Source organism: Deltaproteobacteria bacterium (genome assembly GCA_009929795.1).
GTDB lineage: Bacteria > Desulfobacterota > Desulfovibrionia > Desulfovibrionales > Desulfomicrobiaceae > RZZR01.
The window spans coordinates 1-18,875 of sequence record RZZR01000017.1 but is presented as its reverse complement, the minus strand read 5'-3'; the positions used below and the strand labels follow the sequence as shown (position 1 = coordinate 18,875).

13 protein-coding genes are annotated in these 18,875 nt (G+C 59.7%); 5 read left to right on the top strand and 8 right to left on the bottom strand.

The window, feature by feature from the left end:
- Positions 1-11: 11 nt before the first annotated feature.
- On the bottom strand, positions 12-2,600 hold the full coding sequence (locus EOM25_03605; protein ID NCC24276.1) for a response regulator: 2,589 nt from the start codon (positions 2,598-2,600) through the stop codon (positions 12-14).
- Between the two features lie 4 nt (positions 2,601-2,604).
- Positions 2,605-3,741: an amino acid ABC transporter substrate-binding protein gene (locus tag EOM25_03600; GenBank protein ID NCC24275.1), complete on the bottom strand. Its 1,137-nt coding sequence runs from the start codon at positions 3,739-3,741 to the stop codon at positions 2,605-2,607.
- 247 nt (positions 3,742-3,988) lie between these two features.
- Between EOM25_03600 and EOM25_03595 the strand changes: the two genes are divergently transcribed.
- The 3 genes from EOM25_03595 (at position 3,989) to ablB (ending at position 8,092) form a co-directional block, all read left to right on the top strand.
- Positions 3,989-5,692 (top strand): potassium channel protein, encoded by a 1,704-nt coding sequence (locus EOM25_03595; protein ID NCC24274.1) that lies wholly within the window; start codon positions 3,989-3,991, stop codon positions 5,690-5,692.
- A gap of 128 nt (positions 5,693-5,820) precedes the next feature.
- Entirely contained in the window at positions 5,821-7,248 is a 1,428-nt protein-coding gene (gene ablA, locus EOM25_03590; GenBank protein NCC24273.1) for a lysine 2,3-aminomutase, read from the top strand.
- The gene (gene ablB, locus EOM25_03585; protein NCC24272.1) at positions 7,238-8,092 is read left to right on the top strand and encodes a putative beta-lysine N-acetyltransferase; all 855 of its coding nucleotides are present in this window, start codon (positions 7,238-7,240) and stop codon (positions 8,090-8,092) included. Before ablA ends, ablB begins: the two co-directional genes overlap by 11 nt.
- Before the next feature lie 57 nt (positions 8,093-8,149).
- Here ablB and EOM25_03580 read toward each other — a convergent pair whose 3' ends face one another.
- The 6 genes from EOM25_03580 to EOM25_03555 all read right to left on the bottom strand — a co-directional run bounded on the left by EOM25_03580 (position 8,150) and on the right by EOM25_03555 (position 16,217).
- Positions 8,150-8,641 (bottom strand): universal stress protein, encoded by a 492-nt coding sequence (locus tag EOM25_03580; protein ID NCC24271.1) that lies wholly within the window; start codon positions 8,639-8,641, stop codon positions 8,150-8,152.
- Between the two features lie 8 nt (positions 8,642-8,649).
- A complete protein-coding gene (locus EOM25_03575) occupies positions 8,650-10,884 on the bottom strand; it encodes a TRAP transporter permease (GenBank protein ID NCC24270.1) in 2,235 nt (744 codons plus the stop codon).
- A 99-nt stretch (positions 10,885-10,983) separates the two neighbouring features.
- Positions 10,984-11,943, bottom strand: coding sequence for a TAXI family TRAP transporter solute-binding subunit (locus EOM25_03570; GenBank protein ID NCC24269.1), 960 nt, complete (start codon positions 11,941-11,943; stop codon positions 10,984-10,986).
- A 109-nt stretch (positions 11,944-12,052) separates the two neighbouring features.
- Positions 12,053-13,210: a M20 family peptidase gene (locus EOM25_03565; protein NCC24268.1), complete on the bottom strand. Its 1,158-nt coding sequence runs from the start codon at positions 13,208-13,210 to the stop codon at positions 12,053-12,055.
- A gap of 11 nt (positions 13,211-13,221) precedes the next feature.
- Entirely contained in the window at positions 13,222-14,799 is a 1,578-nt protein-coding gene (locus EOM25_03560) for a KamA family radical SAM protein (GenBank protein NCC24267.1), read from the bottom strand.
- The gene (locus EOM25_03555) at positions 14,796-16,217 is read right to left on the bottom strand and encodes an ATP-grasp domain-containing protein (protein ID NCC24266.1); all 1,422 of its coding nucleotides are present in this window, start codon (positions 16,215-16,217) and stop codon (positions 14,796-14,798) included. Before EOM25_03555 ends, EOM25_03560 begins: the two co-directional genes overlap by 4 nt.
- 237 nt (positions 16,218-16,454) lie before the next feature.
- Between EOM25_03555 and EOM25_03550 the strand changes: the two genes are divergently transcribed.
- Together EOM25_03550 and EOM25_03545 are read left to right on the top strand one after the other, a co-directional pair.
- A complete protein-coding gene (locus EOM25_03550) occupies positions 16,455-17,468 on the top strand; it encodes an ABC transporter substrate-binding protein (GenBank protein NCC24265.1) in 1,014 nt (337 codons plus the stop codon).
- Positions 17,368-18,875, top strand: a 1,508-nt coding sequence (locus tag EOM25_03545) for a HAMP domain-containing protein (protein NCC24264.1), incomplete at its 3' end; no start/stop codon positions are given. The genes EOM25_03550 and EOM25_03545, both read left to right, overlap by 101 nt.

The window sequence follows — 18,875 nt, the reverse complement described above, 5'->3', positions numbered from 1 at the left end:
GACTGGCCAAATCAGTCTTGGCCGACCCCGAGATCGTCGAGCATGCGAACTAGGTCGGCAACCTTATAGGGCTTGGACAGGAATCCGGCCGCGCCCCTGTCCTCAAGTTCCTTTCTGCCGACCCCGTGGCTGAATCCCGAGGCGAAGACGATTTTGGCCTCGGGGCATATGCTCTGCATGGCCTCGAAGGCCTCCCGGCCGTTCATGTCCGGCATGACCAGATCCATGAGCACCAGCGTGATTTCCCGCCAGCGGCGATGGTAGATTTCCACGGCCTTTCGACCGTTCTCGGCCGAAACGACCTTGAAGCCGAGATCCTCCAGAATGTCGGTGACGATTTCCCTTATCATGCGCTCGTCGTCAACAACCAAGATCAGCCCTGAACGGGAGCCCCTGGCTATCTGGCCGCCGCTGCCGGGCCTTCGGCCGACAAGGGCCTCGGATACCGGGAGATAGAGTGAAAATTCGCTTCCAGATCCGGGGCGACTTTGGACGGTGATGGCTCCGCCATGGTCACGGGCCATGCCGTAGACCGAGGGCAGGCCGAGACCGGTGCCCTGGCCCACGGGTTTGGTACTAAAGAAGGGCTCGAAGATCCGCTCCAAATCTCCTGGCTCGATTCCGACCCCGGTGTCCCGGACGTCAATGCGAATGAAGCGACCCGGGCTCGGGGGGAAGGGCATGCTTCGACAGGTTTTCTCGTCCAGATCCATATTTTCCGTGGCGATGGTCAGTTGGCCGCCTTCGGGCATGGCGTCGCGGGCGTTCAAGGCCAGGTTGAGGAGGGCGTTCTGGAGTTGCGTTGGATCCCCGACGACGCAGGACGCCGTGGCTTTGAGGTCGAGGCCGATGCGGATGCCCGGATCGACGCTTCGGGCCAGGATGTCGGACACGAGGCGGACGCTCTCATGGACATCCATGGGCGTAGACAGGGCCTTGCCCTTGCGGGAGAAGTCCAAAAGCTTGCGGGTCAGGTCGGCGGCCCGTTCGGCTGCCTCGGCAATGATGCGCACGTACTTGGACAGGTCGGTCCGGTCTCCGAGCTTCATGTCCAGGGCCTCGGCTGCGTTCATGATCCCGGCAACCATGTTGTTGAAGTCGTGGGCCACGCCGCCTGCCAAGCGGCCGATGGTCTCCATTTTTTGGGAATGACGGAGCTGCTCCTCAATGCGGTGGCGGTCGGTCATGTCCCGGAGGACCCAAACCGCTCCCAGTTTATGGCCGTTATCGACAACGGGGGCGCCACTGACGGCCACCGGGATCGTATTTTCCTTTACGTTTTCCAGGAAGAGGAGATCCCCCGACCGGACCGGGTCGGACGAATCCTGAATGGTTCCTTGGGCCCAGATACAGGTTATCGGCCTGGATTCGCCGTCCTTGAGTCGCAGCAGATTCGTCGGGTCGGTGCCAACGGCTTCTTTGGCCGAGAGACCCAGGAGGGCTTCGGCCGAAGGGTTCATCCGCTGGATTCGACCGTCCCCGTCCACGGACACGACTCCCTCTCCAATGGATTGCAGGGTAATGGCCAAGTTCCGCTCCCCGGATTTGACCGCGGCCTCCCGGTCCTGAACGGCGCGGGCCATGGCCTCGATGGACTCGGCCAGACGTTTAAATTCCCTATACGGCTGGTCCGGGAGGCCTGTTCCGTAGTCGCCTCTGGCGATGCTTTCGGTTCCTTGGACGAGTCGATCCAGGGCCCGGGACACCCGTCGGGAAAAGAGCAGGGACAGGATGAAGACCAGGATGGACACCAGGGCGGCCATGGTCCAGAAGATGCGGGTCACGTTGGTCTGGACGGTCTCGATCTCTGATGCCGGTTGGGTGACCAAGACTGTCCAGCCCGACAGGGGGACTGCGGCCGAGGTGCCGATCTTGTCCTGGCCCCGGTACTGGTAGCGCCCCGAACCGGGCCTTCCGGCCAGGGACATGGCCACCGGGGCCAGATGGGAGATATTGTAGCGCTGCAGTGCTAAAGCCCGGTCCGGGTGGGCCAGGACCACCCCGTTCTGATCGGTCAGGATCACGTACCCGGATTTTCCGATGGTGAACGAGGATGTCATCCGGGCCAGAAAGGACAGGTCGATGTAACCGACAAGAAGCCCGAACCCGGTCCTGACGCTCAGAGCCAGGGTCGGCTCCCCGGTATCCGAGGAGATAAAGGGCGGCGACCACCAACGCTGGAGGTCGATCGCCGGAGGATGAAAGAAGGCCTGTCGGCTCAGGTCGAGGCCGATGAGGTCAGGGTCGTATGGGGTGACCCTGGCGACCCTCCCGCGGTGGTCGAGGGCCAGTATTCGCAAAAAATAGGGATAATGGGCCAGGGTCAGGGCCAGATATTCGTCGATTCGGTCTTGGGAAATAACTGCCTTGGGGCCGTCCATGGCCAGGGCCACGCTGGAGAGAAGCCGGGCCGGTTCGGCCAGAAAGAGTTCAACCTCCTTGGACACGGCCTGGGCGAACACGATCTGGGCCGAGCGGGTCTGGACGTCCATCTCCCGCTCTACGAGGCCGGAGACGATGAGTCCGGTCAGCAAAAGAGGGGCCAGACCGATTGTGGCGGATGCCAGAACGAGAAGCCGGGACAGGCGGAGATCTGGCATGGGTTTACCCCTCCAGACCGCGCAGGATTCCGTCGCGGACTTCAATCAGGAACATGGCCCGCTGGGCATCTCCGTACCTGTCGAATCTGAAGGATCCCTGAACACCAGCATATTCACGGTCCTGGAGCAGGATATCCTTGATCCGCTTCGGTTCGAGAGTTTGCTTCATGGCTTGAAGGATCGTCAAGCCGGATTCGTAGGCCATGGCCCCGGCAAAGCCAGGGTCGTGCCCGAACCGCTGGCGGAATCGGTCGAGAAACTTGTGGTGGGCTCCGGTCATGGGCTTGAAGGGGTGGCAGAACAGGGTTCCCTCGCCGCTCTGGCCGGCCTGGGCAACGAAATCGGCGGTCATGGCCCATCCCGAGGAAAGCAAGTGTCCGTTCATACCCCCGAGACGGAGGTGCTGGCAGATCATGGCTCCGTCCAGGGCCCCGGTGACCAGGAGCACGGCCTCGGGCCTGGCATGGACCACTGTGGACGCCAAAGTTCGGAATTCTGGCTTTGTCCGGGTGTCGAACCGTTGCTCCAGGACCTCGAGGCCGCCTGTTTCCAAAAATGCGGCCCGGAAGTTGTCGACGTATTCCAGGGAGTAGTTGGCGTTGGAGACATCGACCACCGCCATGAGGCGACGAAGATTCAGTTCCTTGGCGGCGTACCCGGCTAGTCTGACGCTTTCGGCCTTGCTCGGGCTCATGACCCGGAGAAACCAATCGTCTTTGCCGGCCAGGGCATTGGAACTGACCGTGGGCGAAAGAATCGGAACGCGCAGCTGATCGGCCTCAGCGATCATGGCCGGGGCCATGGCGCTGGTCATGGGTCCGACCACTGCTACAACTCCTTCGTCGACCAGCTGGATGAAAGCCTCAGCGGCCAGGCTCGAGTCGTAGCCGATGTCCCTGACCAGTACTTCCACCCTCCGCCCTTGGATTCCGCCGACCTGGTTCTGCTCGTCCACGGCCAGTTGCAGCCCGTTTAGCCCCTCGGTGGCCAAGTCTGAAAACCGTCCCGACAGCGAACCGGCAAAGCCGATACGGACGGGACGATCCTGGCCGCATGACCAGAAGGCAACTGGAATCATGGCCAGAGCCAGTAATGTGGCGAGCAGAGGGCATCCGACTTTGAGAATGCGTCGTGAGGGCATGGTCGATCGTCCGAGAATCAAGGGTGTTCGAATCGTGTTTCTCCTGTATTTCTGACATCACGGGGAAGGGGAGTCAAGGCTATGGTGGCTCCGGGCATCTTCATTGACAGGGCCGTTGACAGGTCGACCCGGGCATGGAAAACCCGAAGCCTTGACGTCGCGGGCCGCCCCGGTCTTGACCGATCCGGGGCATGACCTGGTCCGGGTGATTTCTTTGCGGGACAATCGTTTCAGGAGGATCGAGTCGATGAAGACCATGGCCACCCAGCTCTCCCTGCTGCTCAGGCTTGGCAAGACAAGGACCAACATCCGGCTCCTGGTTCGTTTTCTCTGGGTGCTGCTTTCCCTCTTTGTCGCCTACAGCGTCCTTTTTCATCTGATCATGGTCTACGAAGGCCGGAACTATTCATGGATCACCGGTTTTTATTGGACCCTGACGACCATGTCGACCTTGGGCTTCGGGGACATCACTTTTACGAGCGACCTGGGAAAAATTTTTTCGATCGTCGTTTTATTGAGCGGAGTCGTTTTCCTGCTTATCATGCTCCCCTTCACCTTTATTCAATTTTTCTACGCCCCGTGGCTGGAGGAACAGAACAAGGCCCGGATTCCCAGAATATTGCCGGAAGAGATCTCCGGGCATGTGATCTTCACCCATTTCGATGCCGTGACCATCAATCTGATTGATAAGCTGAAACAGTACGGCATCAAGCATGTGCTGGTCACGCCGGAATTGCAGGTCGCCCTGGATCAGCACGACCAGGGCTTCCGGGTCGTGATGGGGGAACTGGACGACCCCGAGACCTACAAGCGATTGCGAGTGGACCGGGCGGCCATGGTCGTGGTTTTGAACGAGGACATTTTCAGCACGAACATCGTCTATACCATCAGGGAGATCAGCGACGTCGTGACCACGGTAAGCAACGCCGACGCCGACGAGTCCCTGGACATTCTGAAGCTGGCCGGCAGCACCCACGTCTTCCAGTTCACCAAGATGCTCGGGCGGTCCCTGGCCCGGCGGGTTCTGGGTGTGGACATGAAGGCCAACGTCATCGGGCGGTTCGATGAGCTGGTCATTGCCGAGGCCCCGGTTATGCGGACCTGGCTTCATGGCCTGACCCTGGCGCAGAGCCATCTGCGGGAAAAGACCGGGGTCACGGTCGTCGGAACCTGGGAAGAGGGAAAGTTTTTGCCGCCGACTCCGGACACGCTCATGGGGGAGGCCACGGTTCTGGTCATGGCCGGGACTGAGGAACAGCTCGCCCGGTTCGACCGATCCGTCGCGGTCAATGTCGACGCCACGCCCAATGACGGTCCGGTCCTGGTCCTGGGCGGAGGCCGGGTGGGCAGGGCCGTGGCCGAGTCCCTGCGGGAGCGGGACATCGACTATCGGGTGGTGGAGAAGAAGCCGGTCATCGCCGCGCAGGACTCCAACATCATCCAGGGCAATGCGGGCGATCTAGACGTTCTGGTCAAGGCCGGGATACGGGAAACGCCGTCCATCATCATCACCACCCACGACGACAACTTGAACATCTACCTGACCATCTATTGCCGGCGGCTCAGGCCGGACGTCCAGATCATCAGCCGGGCCAGTCTGGATCGGAACATCAACACTTTGCACCGGGCCGGAGCAAACTTGGTCATGTCCTACAGTTCCCTGGTGACGGCGACCATCACCAATCTTCTGCAGCCCCAGAAGATGCTCATGCTTTCGGAGGGACTGAACATCTTCCGGGCTCCCTTGAACACCGGCCTGGAGAACAAGTCCCTGATGGAGGTCAAGATCAGGGAGGAAACCGGGTGTAGCGTCGTGGCCGTGAAACGCCAAGACGTGGTGACCGTCAACCCGAATCCGGCCATGGTCCTCGAACACGACGACGAGATGGTCTTGATCGGGACCTCAGAAGCAGAGAAGCTGTTCATGGAGAAGTTTTCGGTCAAGGCATAGGCCGAGCCAATCTCCGTTCCCTTTTAAAAATGGTCGAAGGCGGGTAGGGTGAAATACCCGAAAAATACCCGCAATTTCCCCTTGCCTCCAATTTCTTCAGCCGCTTACCATCCCAAGGCATCACAAGAATGGCGATTGAGGACGGACCGAAGGGGATTCGGTCCGCCAGCCTTCCGATACAACGGCCAGACTCTGAGTCCGGTAGGCACGAAGGCGTGAGCAACCCCGAACAAGGAGGCGGTTTGAATCAATATGTCAGACACAGGCAAAGAACAGAGGGTGACGGAGGACCTCGGACTTCACCCTCGGATTGGACGAACTGGAAATGGCATATCCGGCATGCCATCAAGAGCTTGGACGCTTTTGAGAAGGTTCTGGGAATCGATTTCTCCGAGCGGACCAAGGCTCTTGCCTCGCGGACGACGGACAAGTTTCCCATGTCGGTGACCCCGTACTATGCCTCGCTCATCGACGTCGACAGCTACGAACAGGACCCGATTTTCCGGCAATCATTCCCCAGTCCGGAGGAATTGAAGATCGGCCGGAACGACATGACCGATCCGCTGCACGAGGATACCGACAGCCCGGTTCCGGGCCTGACCCATCGATATCCGGACCGGGTCCTTTTCCACGTCAGCAACACCTGCTCCATGTATTGCCGGCATTGCACGAGAAAGCGCAAGGTCGGGGACATGGACTCGACCCCATCCAGGTCCGATTTGAAGCAGGGACTGGAATACATCAGACAGACCCCACAGGTCCGTGACGTTCTTTTGTCAGGGGGCGATCCACTCATGTTGTCCGACGAGATACTGGACTGGCTTCTGGCCGAGGTTCGGGCCATCGAGCACGTGGAGGTCGTCCGCATCGGGACCCGAATGCCTGTGGTCCTGCCCTACCGCATCACCGACGATCTGGTGGATATTCTCAAAAAGCACCATCCATTGTGGATCAACACCCATTTCAACCATCCTCGCGAACTGACGGACTCTTCGAGGCGCGCTCTGGCCAAACTGGCCGACGCCGGCATTCCCCTGGGCAATCAGAGCGTGCTCCTGGCCGGGGTCAACGATTGCCCCAGACTGATGAAGACCCTGAACCACAAACTGGTTCGGAGCCGGGTCCGACCCTATTATCTCTATCAATGTGATCTTTCTGAGGGCCTGACCCATTTCAGGACCCCCATCAGCAAGGGAATGGAGATCATGGAAAGCCTTCGCGGACATACCAGCGGATTTTCCGTGCCCACCTATGTGGTTGACGCACCGGGCGGTGGAGGCAAGATTCCGGTCATGCCCAACTACATCCTGTCGTGGGGGACGAACAAGGTGGTGCTGCGAAACTACGAGGGCGTCATCACGGCCTACAATGAACCCGATGCCTACGAGGCCAACTTTTGCGACCGCAACTGCAACGACTGCAATCTGCAGCTTATGGAAGCCGACGCGGAGGAGCAGGCCATCGGGATCGAGAAACTCCTGTCCGATTGGGACGATACCACCAGCTTGACCCCGGAGAACACCGAGCGGATGGAGCGGCGGAACGATGCGGCCTGATACCATCGAGCGATTCGGAAATTCCGTGGTCCAGCATGGACCGGTCAACGATAGGGTCTATCTCATGAAGCTCGACCGGAACGATATGCCCGGGATCATCGACCGGATAGAGGCCCTTGGCCGCAGGCACGGGTACACCAAATTGTTCGCCCGGGTTCCCGGCCATGCCGCAGTAGAATTCGAGGCCCAGGGATTCACTCGCGAGGCTTTTGTGCCTGGGATGTTCCGGGGACGGTCCAATGGATGCTTCATGAGCAAGTACAGGGAAAAGGGCAGGGCTGAGACGGAAAACGGCAGGCAGATCGAGAAGATCCTGGAATTGACTGAGAACGTTTTGGTTCAAAAGGCAGGCAAGCCGTCACCCGGCCGGGTGGTCAAGTTGGGGCCCACGGATTGCGAATCCCTGGCCAACTTGTACGCCTCGGTTTTCGATTCCTATCCGTTCCCCATCTTTGACCCGGACTGGCTGGCAAAGGCCATGGGGTCGGACGTGATTTTCTTCGGCATCCATGATGACAGGGGCAGACTGGCGGCCGCGGCCTCGGCGGAGCTGGACAGGTCGTGGAGATGCGCCGAAATGACAGATTTCGCGACCAGGCCGAAATGGCGCGGAAAAGGCGCGGCAGGGGCTCTGCTGACTCGGATGGAGATGGATGCGAGGGAAGAGGAAGTCCTTACGGCCTACACCATCGCCCGGGCCCAGAGCCCGGGGATGAACATCGTTTTCGCCCGGGCCGGTTACGAACATGGCGGGACGTTGCTCAACAACACCCAGATCGGGGGGAGTCTGGAGAGCATGAACGTCTGGTATAAATCTCTGATCGGGCCGGTCTCTCCGGCCTGACCTTCGGCGGGCCGGTCAAGGCCGGTCCGCCCCTTTCCTTTCTGTCGCTCGTCCTGATCAGGACACAGCACCACCTTTGCCGCCCGGGCAGATGATCATGCAGGATTCTTCGGCCTCGTAGCGGACCACCAGCACCGAACATTGGGCGTGGCGAACGACCTTGGCCGTATTCGTGCCCAGGAGATAATCCTGGAGCTTCAGGCGATGGGCGGGCATGATGATCAGGTCAGCAGATATTTTTTCCGCCATGCGCAGAATGCGGCGATAGACTGAGCCCTGGGCGACCAGGTAGTTCACGTCGATGTCATCAGGAATGTAGACCCCGATCATCTCGTGGAGCATGGTTTCGGCGTCGGCGACAATCTTGTCTCCGGTGTCGGAGGGAAAGTAGTTGGCCACGATGGGCATGCCCATGTCGGGGACAACCGTCAGGACATAGAGCTGGGCCTTGTAGAGGCGGCAGAGTTCAAGGGCTCTGTCCAGTCCGATGCATCTGGCCCGATCATCGGGTTCCTGCAGGTCGATGGGAACGAGGATGCGCTTGTACATGGTTTACCTCATGGTCTTTGTTTCGGTTTGAAGTACTTCTGGACGAGTTCCTTCTGCCTTTTGGCCCGGACCTTCTGCCAGGCGTAAAGGGCGAAGAACATGGCCACTCCGAAAATCTGCATGCCGAGCCGGTCAAGGGGGAGATATTCGGCAAATACGCCAGGGCGGAAGGAGGTCGCGCAGACGGCCAGAAGAAAGAGGCGCTCGAGCCAGTTGCATCCCGTGACCAGCCAGCCTTGGACGGCCGAGGCAAAGGCGAACATGGCGATGAGGCCCGAGAAGAAGATCCAGGCGATGTGGACGTAGTCGTCCACCCAGATGATGCCTCCGGTCTCGGTCACTCCGGAGATCATCAAAAGGTCGGTGTTGAACAGAAAGATGAAAGGCAGGATGGCCGTACGCAGGTCGTATGAGAATCCCTGCAACCCGGTCTTGATGGGATCCGATCTGGCGATGGCCGCCCCGGCGTAGGCCGCCAAGCCCACGGGTGGAGTGTCGTCGGCCAGGATGCCGAAATAGAATACGAAGAGGTGGGCGGCGATGATCGGGAAGATGAGCCCGGCGTCGGTCCCCAACTGGACGATGACCGGGGCCGTGAGGGTGGCCATGATGATGTAGTTGGCCGTGGTCGGCATGCCCATGCCCAGGATCAGGCTGGTCATGGCCGTGAAGATGAGCATGAGGACCACATTGCCCATGGAGATGGTGTCGATCAGGGTGATGAATCGGCCAACCAGTCCGGTGATGGTCACCACGCCGACGATGATGCCGGCCGTGGCCGTGGCCACGCCCACGGAGATCATGTTCCTCGCGCCCATGATCATTCCGTTCCAGATGTCCTTGACACCTTCCCAGGCGGCCTTGGCGATGAAGGCCTTGACATTGACGTTCGGGTCGAGGGTCCCGGCCCGGCGATGGGCTCCGAGGGCCAGAAAGGCGATTACCGGCCGCTGGATGAGCATGATGACGGTCAGGCTTTCCACGGCCAGAAGGGCCGAGGTGACCGGGGAACGTCGCAGGATGACCAGGTAGTAGATGAGCACGGCCAGGGGGATGATGAAATGGGTCCCGTGCAGGAATGTTTTCCAGAAAGGAGGGAGTTGCTCCCGGGGGATGGCCTTGATGCCCAATTTCAGAGATTCGATGTGGACGACATAGAAGAGGGCCAGGTAGGAAATCAGGGCGGGGATGATAGCTGCCCGGACAACGTCCAGGTAGGGAATGCCGATGATCTCGGCCATGATGAAGGCCGCCGCTCCCATGATGGGCGGCATGAGCTGGCCATTGGTGGAGGCTGCGACCTCCACGGCTGCGGCCTTGTAGGCCGGGAATCCGACTTTCTTCATCAAGGGGATTGTGAAGGTCCCGGTGGTGACGGTGTTGGCGATAGAGGAACCCGAGACCAGGCCGGTCAGGCCCGAGGCCATGACCGCGGCCTTGGCCGGGCCGCCTCGGAAGGTGCCCAGGGCCGAGAATGCCACGTCGATGAAGTATTTTCCTCCTCCAGCCCGGTCCAGCAGGGCCCCGAAGAGGACAAAAAGAAAGACAAAGTCCGTTGACACGCCCAGGGGCACGCCGAAGATGCCGGTGGTGGTCAGGTACATGTCGCTGATGATGAAATCCAGCGGTACACCGCGATGCCGGAGCACTTCGGGCAAGTACGGTCCGGCCACGGTGTAGACCAGGAAGACAAGGGCCAGGATGGCCAGGGCCGGACCAAGGGAGCGGCGGGCAGCCTCAAGCAGAAGCACGATCAGGATGATGCCCATCCAGATGTCGGTCTGGTTGGGTAGTCCCTGGCGGTAGATGAGTTCGTTGTAATCCCACCAGATGTACAGGGCTCCGGCTGTGGCCAGGACGGCGAAGATGATGTCGTAGATGGGAATGTATGTCCTGATGGAGCGGCGGGCGAAATTCGGGAGAACCTTCTGGGTCCAGGTTACCCACATGGGCGGGCTCATCTGTTTGAAGGCCGGGTAGGCCAGAAAAGCCAGGCAGATGGCAAAGCCCAGATGCCAAGCCCTGGCGATGTGCGAGTTCATCGGTTGATAGGCCAGATACAGCTGAAATCCAGACCAGCTTAGGCATAGAAGCGTGATGAAGCCGGCCGCGAACCGGTTTTTGGGCTCTCTGGCCCCGGCCTCGACCATGGCCACCATGTCTTCGGCGGCCTTGCGCAGACTGCCGTCGGCATTCGAGTCAGAAGTGGTATCTTTTCGGGTGCTGGTTTCCAGATCGGTCATAAGAACATCCTCGTATCCGGCGAAGTGGTGAGGAAAAAGTACGTGTTCCCTTGAAAAGACAAAGGGGCCCATGGGCCCCTTTGTCTTGACGGCTGGCGATTACATCCAGCCCTTTTCCTTGTAGTACTTCACGGCCCCGGGATGGAGCGGAGCGGAAAGACCGCCGAGCATCTCCTTGGGGTTCAGATGCTTGAAGGCGGCGTGGGAGGCCTGAAGCTCGGCCAGGTTTTCGAACACGGTCTTGGCCATGTCGTAGACCACCTGCTCGGGCACGGACTCGTTGGTGACAACCGTGGCAGTGACGGCGTAGGTCTCGACGTCCTTGTCGACACCCTTGTACACACCGGCGGGAATCTTGGTCATGATGTAGTAGGGGTGGTCGGCAACGAATTTCTTAATGGCGTCAGAGTTGATGGGCACGATGCCGAGTTCGATGGATTGGGCCGGTTCCTCAATGGCCGCGCTGGGATTGCCGACGGTGAAGAAGAAGGCGTCGATCTTCTGGTCAACCAGGGCCCTAGATGCCTCGGCCTGCTGCAGGGCCTCGGCGCTAAAATCCTTGTTGAAGTCAAGGCCGTAGATGCGCAGGACGTCCTCGGCGTTGCCCCTCTGGCCGGAGCCGGGGTTGCCGATGTTGACCCGCTTTCCCTTCAGATCGGGGACGTTTTTGATTCCGGCGTCTTGACGGGTGACCAAGAGAACCGTCTCGGGGTGCATGCTGAAGACGCTGCGAAGGCCGGCGACAGGCTTGCCTTCCCAGTCGGCGGCGCCGTTGTACCCCTGCCAATTGCGGTCGGACTGAGCCACGGCGAAGTCGAAGGCCCCTCGGTCAAGGGCGTTGATGTTAAAGACCGAACCGCCCGTGGGCCGGCCGATGTAGTTGTAGGCATCGCCCATGTGTTTGTTCATGATATTACTGATCTGTAGGGCCACCTGATAGTAGACTCCGGTAATGGACGCACCGCCGAACAGAATGTCCTGCTTGGCCATGGCCTGGGGAGCGGACAGGGCAAAACTGAGGGCTACAGCCAGGGCAACAAGCCATTTTCTTCCAACCATGATCACACCTCCAGCGAAAAAGCAGTTACAAATGAAAGGAATCCGACTCAACTTTACCGCCCAGATATGCCGAAGATGCCCAAGATTGTCAAACCGGAGGGGCTGGCAATTACTTGGCCGTGTTGGGGTTCCAGATGGCGGCCAAGGTCGCTGCGGTAAGGGCCGCCCGCTCCAGAAGGCTGTCGGTGAGGATGTATTCCCGGTCGCTGTGGTCCATGTCGCCCATGGGCCCTAGTCCGTCGAGGACTGGAACCCCGAGGGCAGCGATGAAGTTGGCGTCGGAGACTCCGGATCGGAGTTCTTCCGGAAGCTCATAGCCGAAATGTAGGGCCTGTTCCCGGGCAATGGCGTACAGGCGGCGGTTGGCATCGGTTTGGGGCATGGGCGGGCGGCCGGAGACAATGGACAGCTGGGCATCGGTTCCGGGCACGGTCCTTGTAGCGGCAATGATATCCAGGGCTTTTTTCACCCGGTTCTGGCCCTCGGGATTCAGAAATCTGACGTCCACGTCGGCCGTGGCCAGTTCCGGGACCGTGTTCGGCCCGATGCCTCCTTCGACCCGGCCGACGTTCAGGGTGATGTCCCAGCTGTCGTTCAAGGCCTCCAGGGCGATGATGGTGTGGGCCATTTCCAAAACAGCGTTGGCCTTGGGCCCTCCCTTGGCCGCGTGACCGGCCTGGCCCCGGACGGTCAGGACAAGGCCCTTGCGGCCTTTACGGCCGGTGACCACCTCGCGGCTTAGCCCCCCGCCTTCAAAGACGAGGGCGGCCAATGCTCCACGTGACTGGTCCTCAATCCAGGGCCTGGAGGCCGGGGATCCGATCTCCTCGTCGGAGTTGCAGAGCATAGTCACGGGCATGGTTTGCAGAAGGCCGAGACTTTCCAGGGCCTTCAGAGCGTAGAGGGCCACGATCAGCCCGCCCTTCATATCATAGACGCCGGGTCCGTGGCAGTGGGGGCCTTCTTTTCGGAATTCTGTGAAAGTCGTCTCTTCGGGAAAGACTGTATCCATGTGGCCGACAAGAACCAGGCCCCGCTCCCCTTTGGCCGCTGCCCTAGTCTGGGCCTGGACCATGTCGCCGTGGTCGGCAAAGGGCAGAATCCGGACCTCAGGGAGCAGGGTTTCCAGTGCCTGGGCCATCTCCCGGGCCATGCAATCCACGCCGGCCTTGTTTCGGCTGCCGCTCTGTATCTCGACCAGCAGCTTCAGTAAACTCAGGGCCTCGCCTCGACAGGGTTCGAGAAAGGACAGGATGGCGTCGTGCATGGCCTAGTCCTTCATTTTACATATTTGGCGAAGCCGAAGTCCTGGCTGGCGTACTCTGTGGGATCGGCGTCAGGGTACATAACCCGTTCCTTTTCCTTGCTCCAGGGCTTCTGCATGCGAACGTGGCCATCCTTGCGACCGAGGATGTTGGTTCGGTGCAGAGGGATTTTGCCTCCGGCCGTGGCGATGTAGCGGGGAATGGCGTCGCCGGAGATGTTTCCGTACATGCTTTCAACGATGCGCTGACCGACATCCACCGGGACCCGAAGATGCTTGAACTGGGGGTTTCGGTAGCTGCAGTTGAAGACGTAGTACGGCCGGACGTAGGCCTCCTGGATGGTTTCGCAGAGCTTCCACATCTTGACCTGGGAGTCGTTGATGCCCTTCAAAAGCACGGCTTGGTTCATGACGGCGAAGACCCGTTTGGACAGGGCCTGGAAGGCGGACTTGGAAACCGGGGTGATCTCCTGGGCCGTATTGATCTGGGTGACCACGCGGACCGGCTTTCGATCGTTGCTGGCCTCCAGGATGTCCAGAAGCTCGATATCGACGCGCTGGGGAGTGGTCACCGGGATGCGGGTGCCCAGGCGTTTTAGCCGAACGTGGTCGATGCCGTCCAGTTCGGCCAGGAGCCACTCGATCATGGAGTTGGGCAGGACAAAGCTGTCCCCTCCGGTAACGAGGACGTCCCGGATTTCTTGATGGGCACGGATGTAGTCCAAGGCCTCGCCGTAGGCCTCCTTGCCGTAGACGCGGTCCTTGGCCCCGATATGGGCGATGCGCAGGCAATGGGTGCAGTACATGGCGCACATGTTCGTGGCCTTGATGGTCAGCACCCGGGGGTAGAATTGGTCGACGAGCCTGGCCGGGGAATGGTCGGCGGCCACCGGAGGTATCTCGATGCCGGCGTTGTCGACCATCTCGCCAGTGGGCACCGACTGGAGAAGAACCGGGTCATTGACCTGGCCGGGAAGGATGAGACTCGCATAGTAGGGGGTCAGCCGCATGCGGTAGCTCTTGGTGACCCGGCGGACGTCCTCAATGGCTTTTTTGGGTAGATCGACGATCTGAGCCAGGGTGTCGACATCCTCGATGGCGTGGCGCAGTTGGCCTGAAAAGGAGTTCCAGTCGTCCTCGGCCATGCCCAGGGCTTTTTTGATCCGAGCCTGGTTCTCAAGGATGCGGTCCCAGACCTCGATGCCGCTCGGGGCCTCCGAGGCGTGGTGTTCGAGGTATTCGGCTATCCGTTCCCCGGCCTGCTGGACAATGGGCAGGGCCCGGCTGACCCGTCCTCCAATGGTCACACCGTGCTCGTCCATCCCTGCATGGGTGGAGGCCAGAGTTTCCAGTTCGTTTCGGGTAATGCCCAGTTGTTCCGGGGTCCATCCCTGTTCGATCCGGATGCGTTCAAGCGTGGAAAAGAGTTCGACGATCGGACCGGTCAAACCTTGAGCTTTGGCTTGTTCGAGCAGAGTGGTCACGGCTTGGCGCTCCTCGTCGGGAGGTGTTCCTTCCTTTCCAGAGTCGAAGAGATCCTCGAAGAGGTCCGTGGTGAAATCGTCCATGGCGGGGCTTGGTGCATTGTTCATAACGTTTCGTCCTTGGTGGATGTTTGGGTGTGTTTGAAAATGGATTCGTTCAGCTGTTCGATACCTAGGCGGATGTCCTCGTCGAGCGTGGCCCTGTCCCGGGCCACGGCCACGACCCGGCCCAGAAACGTGCCCGGGAGCACGGCCTGCTTGCCGCCGACGTGTTCGACAACGATGACGCCGTGTTCCTGGCCGTTGGAGACAACTTGGCGGAACAGGGTCCGCTCGTCCTCATCCACGGGGACGATATGGTCGGTTTCGGCCTCGTGTTCGAGTTTGTAGTTGTAGGTCCGCCAGAAGATCCCGTTCAGAGCCTCCTTGATTTCCATTTTGTTCTCGGGGAAGCGGTCGAACATGACGGCATGGTACTCGAGTTCCAGGAGTCCCGGGGTCTCGGCGGGCAGGGCGTTCTCCAGGGTGCAGCACATCTCCATGGTCGTACCCTGCTTGCGGGCATTGACCTCCACGAAGAAGATTCGGCCCTCTTGGTCGACGATGTAGTCGCACCCAAAGATGCCCCGGTAGCCGCTGCGGCCCATGACCTGGCCGACGCGGCGGGTGATTTCTCGAAGTTCCTCCTGGGTTTCCCGGGCCAGGACCGAGGGAAAGGTTGATCCGCGGAACTTGTTGCCGTCCTGAATTTCCTGGTCGGCGATGGCGGCGATGAAGACGTCCTGACTGTTGGCCACGACGCCTAGGACCGTGGGGTCGGCCACGTGTGGTATGTAGCGGCTGATGAAGAACTTGCCACGCAGATGTGCGGCCTTGGACTCGATCTCCCCCTGGTTCATGGCCACGAAGCTGTTGACCCCGGCGGCCGAGTAGGGCTGGCTGACGAAGATTCCCGACCGCCATTCGCCCCACAGCTCCCGGGCCTCGTCCAGCATCTGTCCGGCGTCCTGACAGACCCGGTAGCTGATGATGGGGGCCACGCCCTTGAGACGCTGCAATTGGTAGAGCTTGTTGTTCCAGATATTGGCGATGTGGCCGCTGGGTCCCAGGATGCGAACCCCAGGAATGAGGGCCAGGCTCAGTTCCGGTACGGACTCGAAGACGTGGATGAAGACGTGGCCCTGCCGGTCCAGGAGTTGCCTAATCAGTTCGTTGACGGTTTCGGAGGCCGAAACCAGGGAGGCGAAGGTCCGGTAGGGTATGCGGAAGCTGACTTTACGTTTTTTCTCCCGGAACAGCTCCCGGGCCATGGGGTTGATGACCATGGTGTTCTTGTGGGGATAGGACTCCAGGACATCGGGGAGGATGGAGATGAAATCGAAGGATTGACCGTGGATTTTGGAGAGTGACTCCCTGACGAATTGGTTCAGACAGTCGGTTTTGATTTCGCCGATGTACAGAAAGTAGAATGTGTTCGGGTCCAGCTTGATGTCCGAAAACAGGACGTCATCGTCCCTGATGTCCATGACCGGGCCTCCAGGCGGAAATGATTTCGGCCGGGCCCTTCGCCCGGCGGATTGGCCGGGTCATAAGTACCGAATCGCCCAATGATCAAGTAAATTTTTTCCGATCTGATAATCCGCAGGCGACCCATACCCGGTTCCGAGACCCTCCTTGACGAATATCCGGGCATGGGTCATTCCTCAACGGGATTCGCCAAACAGGTTTTCCCCCAATTTTTCGACACAGGTGGATGGCTTCCAATGATCGACGATTCAGTGCTTTTTCCAATTTCATTTCGGGTCAGGTTGGCTTCGCTTTTCCTGAGCATGGGCTGCCTGCTTCTTCTATGTTCGTCCGGTCAGGCCCAGGAAGTCCGATTGGTCCGGTTCATTCCCCATTGGTCGCCGCAGGCCCAGTTCGCCGGGTACTTCGTGGCCAAGGACAACGGCATGTACGAGAGACATGGGCTGGATGTGGAGATCCTCCGCGGCGGTCCGGACAACCCGGCCAGCGAGGCCTTGGCAAAGGGGGAGGCCGAGTTCGCCTCCCTGTTTCTGTCCAGGGCGCTCATTCTTCGCTCCCAGGGTGTGCCGGTGGTCAATGTCGGACAGATCGTTCAGCGCTCGGCCTTGATGTTGGTGGCTAAAAAGTCGAGCGGGGTGCTTTCTCCCATAGATCTGCGCGGTCGGCGGATCTCCGTCTGGCCGGAATTTTCGGCCCAGCCCCTGGCCTTTCTTCGGAGGCTGCACCTTGATGTGGAGGTCGTACCCCAGGGCTACTCCCTGAACCTTTTCCTGATGGGCGGGGTGGATGCAGCCTCGGCCATGTGGTACAACGAATACCATACGATCCTCAATTCAGGGCTGGACGAAAGTGAATTGACCACCTTCCTCCTGGCCGATTACGGACTCAATTTTCCGGAGGACGGACTGTATTGTCTTGAAAATCTGGCTCTGAACGACCCCACCCTGGTCCGGGCCTTTGTCCAGGCATCGCTGGAGGGATGGAGGTACGCCTTCGACCATCCCGAGGAGGCTCTGGATGCGGTCATGGAAAGGGTCAGGCAGGCCAATCTTCCTACCAACCGGGTCCACCAGAAGTGGATGCTCGATCGAATGCGAGACGTTATCCTGCCGCCTGAATCCGACAAACCCATGGGATTGCTTGAAATGGATGAATACGAGTTCGTCGCGACCGAGTTGTTCGAGTCCGGCAGCATCACCGACATCACAGCCCACCGGATTTTTTATGACCCCCGTCCAAGCATCGACTAGAAAGCAGCGCCTCTCCTTTCGGCTGGCCCTGTTCGTTCTGACCAGCACGACATTGGTTTTTGTGGCCGCTTTTGCTTACAACTACCGATCCTCCAAGGTCCTGGTCCTGAAAAATGTTCAAGAAAACGCCGCCAACCTGACCCAGTCCCTGGTCCACCGTCTTGAGACCACTCTGCATGGTGTGGAACAGATTCCCCGCTACGTGGCCTTGCGTCTGGAGAGGGAGCAGCCTTCCAAGGAATCCCTGCTCCCCATGATCGAAGAAATGGTGGCCGCCAGCCCGGACATCTTCGGTTCCACAGCGGCCTTCGAACCCTACGCCATGGATCCTGAGCGGAAATATTTCGCCCCCTACTTTTACCGGGACGATAGCGGAGGCTTGGCCTTTGCCGATCTGGGCGTGGAGTCCTACCAGTACTTTCACTGGGATTGGTATGCCATCCCCAGATATCTAGAGAGGCACGTTTGGAGCGAGCCATATTTTGATGAGGGCGGAGGCGATATCCTCATGTCCACCTGTTCGGTGCCTTTTTACCGCCAAACGACGGAGGGTCGAATTTTTCAGGGTGTGGTCACGGCCGATGTCTCCCTGGAGGGCCTGGTCCAGATCATTTCGGGCGTGTCGTTGTTCGATTCGGGGTATGCCTTCCTGATCAGCCGGGCCGGAACGTTCGTGGCCCATCCTGACCGGGAGCGAATCATGACTCAGAGCGTGTTCAGTGTGGCCGAGGAAATGAGCCTGATCGATTTGCGGAGGATCGGGCGGGACATGATCCGCGGCGCAGAGGGCTTTGCCGAGTTCATCAGCGTACACACCGGTCGGGAGTCGCTCCTCTATTTCGCTCCGGTGCCCTCCACGGGCTGGTCCGTGGGGGTGATGATCCCCAAGGATGAACTCTACGGAGACATCGTCTCCCTGAACCGGACTGTGCTCTTCATCGGGGCAACTGGATTCGCCATTCTTTTCCTCGTTGTCGTGGCCATCGCCAGGACCATCACCCAGCCTCTGCGGTCCCTTGTGGGAGCGACCACGGAGATCGCTAAGGGCAATCTGGACGTGCGTTTGCCCGAGATTCGGGTCAATGACGAGGTCGGGCAATTATCGAGTTCGGTGGACTCGATGCGGGTGGCTCTCAAGGAATACATCACCAACCTGACGGAGACCACCAAGGCCAACGAGCGCATCGAGAGCGAGCTCAAGATCGCCCGTAACATCCAGATGAATTTTCTTCCCAAGAGCTTTCCTCCATTTCCGGATCGGAGCGAGTTCGACATTTTTGCCACCCTGGTGTCGGCCAAGCATGTTGGGGGGGACCTCTACGACTTTTTCCTCATGGACGAGAACCATCTATTCTTCTCGGTGGGCGACGTCTCGGACAAGGGCGTGCCGGCGGCCCTGTTCATGGC